This window comes from Microcystis sp. M049S2, assembly GCF_020245625.1.
Classification (GTDB): Bacteria; Cyanobacteriota; Cyanobacteriia; order Cyanobacteriales; family Microcystaceae; genus Microcystis; species Microcystis ichthyoblabe_A.
Genome location: NZ_JADBUN010000238.1, coordinates 1 through 8,532, shown reverse-complemented (window position 1 = coordinate 8,532; position 8,532 = coordinate 1). Strand labels below are relative to the sequence as shown.

General features: G+C 43.8%; 9 protein-coding genes and 1 pseudogene. 6 read left to right on the top strand and 4 right to left on the bottom strand.

The features are described from left to right. Positions 1-666 precede the first annotated feature (666 nt). Positions 667-891 (bottom strand): hypothetical protein, encoded by a 225-nt coding sequence (locus tag IM496_RS19090; protein ID WP_228009503.1) that lies wholly within the window; start codon positions 889-891, stop codon positions 667-669. Between IM496_RS19090 and IM496_RS19085 the strand changes: the two genes are divergently transcribed. Further along, positions 853-1,665: an alpha/beta hydrolase gene (locus IM496_RS19085; RefSeq protein WP_228009501.1), complete on the top strand. Its 813-nt coding sequence runs from the start codon at positions 853-855 to the stop codon at positions 1,663-1,665. The two genes, IM496_RS19090 and IM496_RS19085, sit on opposite strands and share 39 nt — an antisense overlap. Before the next feature lie 393 nt (positions 1,666-2,058). Here the strand turns inward: IM496_RS19085 and IM496_RS19080 are convergent, their stop codons facing one another. After that, positions 2,059-3,036 carry an alpha/beta fold hydrolase gene (locus tag IM496_RS19080; protein ID WP_287662944.1) on the bottom strand — a complete coding sequence of 326 codons (978 nt, stop codon included), beginning with the start codon at positions 3,034-3,036 and terminating at the stop codon, positions 2,059-2,061. Between the two features lie 348 nt (positions 3,037-3,384). Here IM496_RS19080 and IM496_RS19075 point away from each other — a divergent pair, with 348 nt between their 5' ends. Beyond that, a complete protein-coding gene (locus tag IM496_RS19075) occupies positions 3,385-4,239 on the top strand; it encodes a universal stress protein (RefSeq protein WP_287662943.1) in 855 nt (284 codons plus the stop codon). 3 nt (positions 4,240-4,242) lie between these two features. Here the strand turns inward: IM496_RS19075 and IM496_RS22520 are convergent. Continuing rightward, positions 4,243-4,480 (bottom strand): annotated as a pseudogene (locus IM496_RS22520) (hypothetical protein); the annotation flags it as partial. A gap of 415 nt (positions 4,481-4,895) precedes the next feature. Next, a complete protein-coding gene (locus tag IM496_RS19070) occupies positions 4,896-5,864 on the bottom strand; it encodes an integron integrase (RefSeq protein WP_149106503.1) in 969 nt (322 codons plus the stop codon). Positions 5,865-6,167: 303 nt separating this feature from the next. Here IM496_RS19070 and IM496_RS19065 point away from each other — a divergent pair, with 303 nt between their 5' ends. From IM496_RS19065 to IM496_RS19050, 4 genes are all read left to right on the top strand, one after another. After that, positions 6,168-6,845, top strand: a complete 678-nt coding sequence (locus tag IM496_RS19065) for a hypothetical protein (RefSeq protein ID WP_287662942.1) — start codon at positions 6,168-6,170, stop codon at positions 6,843-6,845. Between the two features lie 448 nt (positions 6,846-7,293). After that, a complete protein-coding gene (locus IM496_RS19060) occupies positions 7,294-7,491 on the top strand; it encodes a type II toxin-antitoxin system HicB family antitoxin (protein ID WP_002738180.1) in 198 nt (65 codons plus the stop codon). Positions 7,492-7,493: 2 nt separating this feature from the next. Then, positions 7,494-7,706 (top strand): type II toxin-antitoxin system HicA family toxin, encoded by a 213-nt coding sequence (locus tag IM496_RS19055; RefSeq protein WP_002791471.1) that lies wholly within the window; start codon positions 7,494-7,496, stop codon positions 7,704-7,706. A gap of 265 nt (positions 7,707-7,971) precedes the next feature. Next, a complete protein-coding gene (locus IM496_RS19050; RefSeq protein WP_287662941.1) occupies positions 7,972-8,385 on the top strand; it encodes a hypothetical protein in 414 nt (137 codons plus the stop codon). Positions 8,386-8,532 lie beyond the last annotated feature (147 nt).

The following is an 8,532-nucleotide window of genomic DNA, read 5'->3' as shown; positions in this document are numbered from 1 at the left end:
TTAAATATTGGAAGAAAGGTAGTCGGAGAGGCCGCCTTTAGCGGGAATCCGATAGAGAGGTTCGTAGTTAACCCAGTACGGGTCAAAGCGTACAAAGCTAATTCTAGATGCAATATTTGCGTACAGAATTAGTAACTATTTGAAGCTAACACTTCAATTCAAGCAAATTTTGTAGAAATACAACTATCGTAGGGCATACGAAAAGTAACGCTTAGGGAGAGAACCACATCTGGATTGGATAACGCAAGGCATCTAATTTAAGTGGACTCGTTGAACTAAGAATCCCTCGCTTTTGGTGACGGGAGTGTCAAAAGACCATACAAATGGTCGCTGACCCTGACGCACGATGGAGACATAAACCCCAACACCAAAGTTGGCAAAACTACCCGCGCAAAGGGGAAGTAAAATTGTTAGATAACCCGATGTGCAACTAAAAACTACAGAATCAAGGTTCCCGAGGATGCTTTATCTGTGCTGATTTCTGAGAGCCTTGTAAATCAAGACTAAAAATATAGTTGAACACGGGATTAGACAGGGAAAAGAGCAGGGGCAATGGGCTAAAGTGGTTTAGCCTATCCTGTTCCCAAAAAACCGAAGAAAATATGGAGATTTTGGATGACGACGATTTACTTTGCTACAAACCGCAACCTGGTTACCTCAAATGATTTAGAGGCGGGTTTTGACTTCGGGAGTACCTTTAGTCAGGATGGACTGGCTAACTTGCGTTTTGGAAAAGCCGAGGTAACGGGTGAGAACTTTTCTCAGTATCAAATCCAAGTTGCCCCAGAAAATCTGCTGGGTGATCCGCCCGTTTTGGGCAGTCAGGCGATCGCCCTGCAAGTCCGCAAACAGATGATCGAGAATGCCAAAGATACGCTGATCTTCATTCACGGCTTCAACGTTTCATTTCGTGGTGCTCTAACGGCTGCAGCTCAACTGCACCAAGTGTTGACTGCCAGAGACCCTGGCGATACCGAGCCTCCCCTCAAATTGAATATATGTTTGTTTTCCTGGCCTTCAGACGGTGCGCTTCTGTTTTCCGATCCGAGAGCCGCAAATGCGATCGCTTACAAGAATGATCGCCAAGATGCTGCCGCTTCTGGGGCGGCATTTGCCCGCGGCTTCCTCAAAGTTGCCGATTTCATTAATCAGACTGAGGCGCGGTGCCAACAGAGACTTCATCTCACTGCCCACAGCATGGGCAATTATGTATTGCGCCATGCTTTACAGGAATTGAGAAGGCAAGTAGGCAACCAACTGCCCAGACTGTTCGATCAGGTTCTGATGATGGCAGCTGATGAGGATGATGATGCTTTCGATCTCGACTACAAATTGTTTTCCCTGCCCCGCATCACGCGCCGGACAAGTGTCTATTTCAACCGCAACGACCTCGCTCTTTGGGCCAGTGATAAGCTTAAAGGCAATACCGCCCGTCTGGGGACAGACGGTCCACTCCAGCCTCGACAACTTCCTCGCAATGTCTATCCGATCGATTGTACCCGCGTGGTATCTAGTTTTACAGATCCTTCAGAGCATGGCTATTATCTGAATGTCCCCCGGGTTGTCAGGGATATGCGTCTAGTGCTACGCAATCAAATTCCCCCCGATGAAATTCCAGGTCGGAAGTACGTCGCTGAAACTAATCGCTATCGACTCCTAGAATGAGTCAGGTTTAATTTACTCCTCTAAAATGCAAACGCCTATCACAAAGGTTTTAAAGTGATTGGGAGATTTGACTTTATCTTAGCGTCAGCAGAAGTCCCATACTCCGCAGTCTAAGTGTCACAACTCATTGTTCGCTTAATTTTTTAAGGGAAGGGTTTTAAAATTGCTGTTACCTTTATACTGTATGCTTTTTAGCGAATAAGGTAGGTAGAACAGTGTCGAGAGTGCGATCTCCAATTGGCTCGCTCAAACCCCAATCAATTCGTTAACCTCAAAATGGTCTTTTTGTACTAACAAATATCCGAGTAGAACACTCAATGCGTTTGCTAGACTGCATTTAAGACAATTTACCAAATTTTCGGTTCGAGAAATTAGCGAACGGTGAGTAATTACTTAGCACACAGAGTTAATTTTGTCAAGCAAAATTTTGACCGCATCGATCATAACATCCGGTTGATCCATCCAGACAAAATGGCCACTTTTATCCGCTTGTATTTCCCTAAAATCTCTGGATAATTTGCCTAATTCTAGGTGCATCTCCTCCCGGAGTTGGTTGGCACTTTTGAGGGGAATAAAGCGAGTCCAAAGGGAAGGTTTAAAAAAAGAATTAGCTTTAATACTAACTATCGGTAAATTACCGAAATTGTTAGCCTCACTCAGCTGACGAGCGCTTTGGTCGAGATTAAGCATTTCTCTACTCATCGTCATCCAGTGTTTAGCGCGACAGAAAGAACGCTTAACTCGATCACAAGAATCTGGGGAAAAGCGACGCAATTCTGGTTTTAATAATTCAAAAACTCCCAGAACTCTCATAACTCTTATAATGCCTAAAATTGAGCCGATAATCGACATCAAAAATCCAGAGATGAAAAATAATTTTAATGCCTTTAATGCTGGCGACATTTTCAGCATTCCTTTGTCGTGTAAACCATCGGTGAGTACCAAACCTACTACTTTTTCTGGGAACAGATGAGCATACAGTCGAACATTATAACTGCCAAAAGAATCACCAACTAAAATGTAAGGTGGTTCTATTTTTGCTTGGGTTAGTAATTTATCTAATTCCTGAACAATTTGGTAGCTAGTTCGCGGATATGGACTAGGATCGCTCCAACCATAACCCGCTCGATCATAAATACAAACCCTAGCCAATTGTGACAATTCTTCTATCAAAAAATATCCCTCAATTCCCCCTAAACTATGGTCAATAATAATAGTGGGACTAGCCGATCCCGCTAGACAAAAATGTAGGCGATATTTACCCAGATTAACCAAATTACCCGGAGGGGCTTTTTGTTCTTCTAACCAAACAGATAACGTCTGATAAACTGTCGTCGCTACTAGGAGAATTACTCGAATTGATAAAGACATAACTACACCTCTTGTAAAAATAAAAAATTCTCTTGGTTGCTGGAGAATTAACCATGAATAATCATCAATTAAATGGTGAGCAGCAGCAGTGATTAAAAGAGAGCGCCAGTATTGCAGCCAAAATATAATACAAATGAACGCTTGACACGATGATTTTGAGCCAAGTATTTCTAGTCAATTGAGCATAAATACTTAAAATCCCCTCAAGTGCGAGCTGCTACGCAGTGCCTTCGGCATCGCATTTACCGAAGAAAAAGCGCTTAATAAGTTGTTAAATTTCGAGAACAACATTAGCAGTATGCTGAAAATTGGCGAAAACTATTAAGATCATAGACCGAGTTTAATCTTATGCTAGAGAAAATACTATACGCTGATTCCGGCACAGGTCAAACCCAAGAAATGCTACAAGCATTGATGGATCTCCCCGCTATCCGGAAAGCGTCGATTACCATTCTCCGGGTTGTTCCCCCTCAGATTACCACCGAAGCTCTGGCCAGTAAATGGGAAGAAGGGACCCAAATGCTGACTAAAATCCTGCAAGAAGTCAAAATTGAACCGAGCAAAGTTTCCACGATTCTGCGTCAAGGAGATCCCAAAGATACCGTCTGTCAAGTTGCCGACGAAATCGGTGCCGATTTGATCCTGATGGGTTCCCGAGGACTAAAGCGACTGGAGGCAATTCTAGAAAATTCCGTCAGTCAATACGTCTTTCAACTGACTAATCACCCGATGTTATTGGTAAAAGACGATATTTACGTCAAAAAAATCAAAAAGGTGATGGTAGCTCTCGATAAGTCCACTTCGGCTGATTTAGCTCTCGATCTGGCTATTTATCTCCTGCGGGATTATCCTTCAGCAGAGTTAATTCTGGCCCGCGTCAACCCCGACTTAAAACCGGAATTTGCCCCCACTTCCCCCAAAGAAATGGAAGAAAACCCGATTTTAGGGCCGGCAGTGGCAAAAGCGAAACGGATGAATATACCCTATCGCTGCCTGGTGACGGGGGGTAAACCGGGAGAACAACTTTGCAAACTCGTCGATGATTATAATGTGGATCTCTTACTGTTGGGTTCGCCCGATCGCCGTCCTTCCGTGGCTAAGAGTTTACCAGATCTCGATCGCCTTCTCGGTACTTCCCTCTCGGATTATGTGCGGGTTAATGTCAATTGTCCCGTCCTTTTAGCCAGAAAAGAAGGGATTTAGCCCCTATTGGGTGTAGGCAGGTAAGTCTTGACTCATTTGATTTAAGTTGCTGGCAATGGCTTTCATCGTCATAAAAGCCGAGCTAAAGGCGATTAGCTCATTTAAGGGATAACTTCGACTCTCAACCCGCGCTCAGTAATTGCTTCTCAAGAGATTCAATTTCTTCGATGAGCAATCCTAACTTTGGTGGGTTGAGAATGACCTGGGCAGCGATCGCAGTCTGTTGTGCGATCTCGCGTAGCGAGCGCGTTGCGAGCGCTGGTAATTCATTTGGTTGCTAAAACTGTGAAAATTTGTTCGAGACCGGCAATCTTAACCGAGGCTCGCTCGACCCCGTGTCGGTTGAATGACAGTGACCACTGCACCTACTATCTAACAAAAATAGCATTTTCTGAATTAGAAATTATTTGTCTTGCTGACTTACTCAGAGTTTTATTATTATCTAACCACCAAAGCAAAATATGAGTATCTAGTAAATATTTTAAAATTACTCTCTTTCAAAACTGTTAATAATATCATCGGGTAAAACATCAAAATCATCCGCCATTTTTAGCTACTAATAATTAAGGTTACAATATCGATAACGGTAGCAGTCATAATTTAATAATTCCCTGGTTTATTATGTAAATTATAGACTATCTGTCATTACCAATCAGTCAATCATCAAGGGGACTTCTCACACCTCTGCCACCTCTGGCTAAAACGTGGGTATAAATCATCGTCGTCCTCACATCTTTATGACCTAACAATTCTTGAACGGTGCGAATATCATAGCCATTTTGCAGTAAATGGGTAGCGAAACTATGGCGAAAGGTATGGCAACTGACTCGCTTAGGCACGCCGGATTGCTGAACGGCTTGTTTGAGAGCTTTTTGGATGGTGCTTTCGTGGAGATGATGGCGGCGGGTTTCGCCGGAACGCGGGTCTTGGGATAGGGTGTAGGAGGGGAAAATATACTGCCAAATCCATTCACGGTCAGCTGTTGGATATTTTTGCGCCAGGGCGTAGGGCAAATAAACAGAACCGTAACCTCTTTCCAAGTCTTGTCGATGTAGGCGTTGTACAGTTTGGAGATGTTCTTTGAGAGAGGCTTGAATGCGTTGGGGTAGGGGGGTTACGCGGTCTTCTTTGCCTTTGGTATCGCGGATAATCAGTTGATTTTGAGCAAAATCCACGTCCTTGACTCGCAAATTGAGGGCTTCGGCTAATCTCAACCCGCTACCATAAAGGAGTTGAACGATAAGATGCTCTACGCCACTGAGGTGCTTGATGACGTTTTGCACTTCTTCTTTGGTGAGGACGGTGGGCAGACGTTTGTGACCTTTTGCCCGTAAATATGAACCGATATTTTCCAGTTCAATTTTAAGAACTTCTCGATAAAGAAAGAGGATGGCGTTGAGGGCTTGGTTTTGGGTGGCGGCGGCAACGTTTTTGTCAACGGCAAGATGGGTCAAAAAGGCTCTAATTTCTTCACCCCCCATTTCACGGGGATGTTTTTTCTGATGGAAGAGCAGATAACGCTTAATCCAGTCCAGATATGTTTGTTCGGTGCGGTAGGAGTAATGCTTAAGACGGATCGTCTCTCGCACTACGTCTAGGAGTTTTCGGGGTGGGGGAGGGTTCATAAAAGAGTACGCTAATCGGCATAACACGCTTATCGTAATATTATACGGAAAACTTCTTGCGATCACTCCATTTGAGCGTAATACACGGAAAGATTCTTAAAAAAATGCGTATTTGGCGTGATATACGGAAAATTTCCGCATAATATATAGTTAGGCCTTGCAGGAAAAATCCTTTTCTTATGCCACATAAGAGAGTAACGTCCGCGTTAGTTCATTTACACGAGTTCGAATCAGAGCAGCGCTGTTTCGCTGCAAATAATTGGCTACCCTTAAAGGGGGCCACCTAACACAGGAGCGATCACTATGCAACCAGACATCACAAACACTTCCACGGCGAATGTTCCCTTAAATTTGATGGTCGTTGGAACGGAAGGAAATTCCGGGATATGGAGTCCTGTCTTCGACAAGTGGGGGAATCTCGGCAATGTCGGCGGTTGGACCCTAAAAATGATAACCAAAGACCCAGCGGGAAAAGTTTATTGCGTTGGAACAGAAGGTAATGTTGGTATATGGAACGGCTCCAGCTGGGAAAACAAAGGAAATATGGGAGGCTGGACCCTGAAGATGCTAGTATGGGACTCTAAGGGTGACTTATGGGGCGTTGGCACTGAAGGAAATACCGGTAAATGGGACGACAAGAACAAGAAATGGAATAACTTGGGAAATTTAGGCGGTTGGACGTTGAAGATGTTGGCGTTTGACACAAAGGGAACCATGTGGGGTGTGGGTACCGAAGGCAACGTGGGTACGTGGATTGACAAGGATAACAAGTGGAATCGTTTGGGCAACCTAGGCGGCTGGACGTTAAAGATGCTTGCCTTCAACAAGGAAATTATCAAGAAAGATGACAAGCAAACTGTCGTGGAAACTATGTGGTGCGTCGGCACAGAGAGCAATGTCGGCTGCTGGGATGGCGTCACTTCTTGGGATAATAGGGGGTATATTGGGGGCTGGACCATGAATTGGCTCTATTTCCTGTGATAACCAGTAACCCGTAAGTGCGATCGCCGATCTTGTAGGGTGCGTTAATGAAATGTAACGCACCTTATCTAATGTTCAAAATCCGTGCGTTACGCTAACGCTAACACACGCTACTGGACTGTTTCAGCCTCGCCCGTAGGTTGGGTTGACGCAAGGAAACCCAACATCAATCAACTCATAACAGTGCGATGCCGAAGGCACTGCGTAGCAGCACGCCGATCTTGTAGGGTGCGTTAATGAAATGTAACGGTGCGATTCGTTTCTGGGGGAATAAATAGCCTAGAGTAGCCTGTAGGTTGAACTTCGGCCGTGAGCTTTTGCCGAACGGTTGACGCAAGGAAACCCAACCATATCAAGTTTGCTGTGAGGTTCCGCTGTTGCTACAATTTGATCCCACATCCATAATTCTATCAAGCTAAAATGGAGTGCTATCTAGAAGGAACTTATGATGAAATACAAAATTGTCCTTTATCGTTCTGAAGAAGGAATTACTGTTGGCGTTCCTGCGCTCCCCGGTTGTTGGTCTGAGGGAGATACTGAGGAAGAGGCATTAACCAATATCCAAGATGCAATTCGTGAGTATCTTGCAGCCTTAGAAGAACGCTTGCAAGATGGGGAAATTCGTGAAATTGAAATGCAGGTGTAACTATGCCTAGAATTCCTGGCGTAAATCACCTAGATGCAGTACGAGCCTTGGAGAAGGTAGGCTTTCGGATCATTCGCCAAGGCAAACATATCATCTTGAGTGATGGGGTGCGTCAAGTTGCTCTTCCAAGGCACAATCCAATTAAGGCATTTACAATGGGTGGAATTGTTCAAGATGCTGGTTTGACAGTCGCAGAATTTCGTAAACTATTATGAGTGCGATGCCAAAGGCACTGCGTAGCAGATCGCCTCGCCCGTAGGTTGGGTTGACCCAAGGAAACCCAACATCAATCAACTCATAACAGAATGCGATCGCCGATCTTATAGAGTGCGTTACGGCGAATTATTAATTTTAGTGCGATTACCGACCTTGTAGTAAAGCAAATATAAAAAAAAAATTATTATTTATCCATTTTTGATTTGATTAAGTTATATTGTAACTAAATGACCGAGCAACAAATTTTTCAAGTCGGAGGCCGATATGGCAGTACCAGTAAATAGCATTGCAGTTGATATTTCTGTGGGTTCAACAACTACTGCTCCTACCAATATCACAGGATATTTAGGCATTGGAGGCAGGGAATTTCGTTTGAATAAATCTGCAATACAAGATTTTGTCAGTAACACAGCAACAAATTATGTTTTGGGTAGTGGTGCTAATGTAGAGAATAGTGGGGATAATAATCCCTCAAAAATCACTGATGATGATTGCGACAACCCAAGAATTCCCGTGTATTTTCGAGTTGAATTCACTAATACTGGATCTATCGAAATAAACAGCCTGTCGGTCGTAGTCAATTTTACAGGAGGTACACCTCAAACTTACACTTCAACATTACTGCCTTTAAAATTAGGTGAGACATCAGGTAAGACCATATATCTGAAGGAACAGTAGATCTATCTGACAGGGGGACAAGAAGGATGAAATCCATATATCATAAGCTTTTCATGGTTTTGGCTCGAAAAAGTTCGCCGCACCATCTCTCACTTATTAATAATAATTCCTAGTAAGCTCGCTCCTATCCCTAATTCTTTCGTTAGC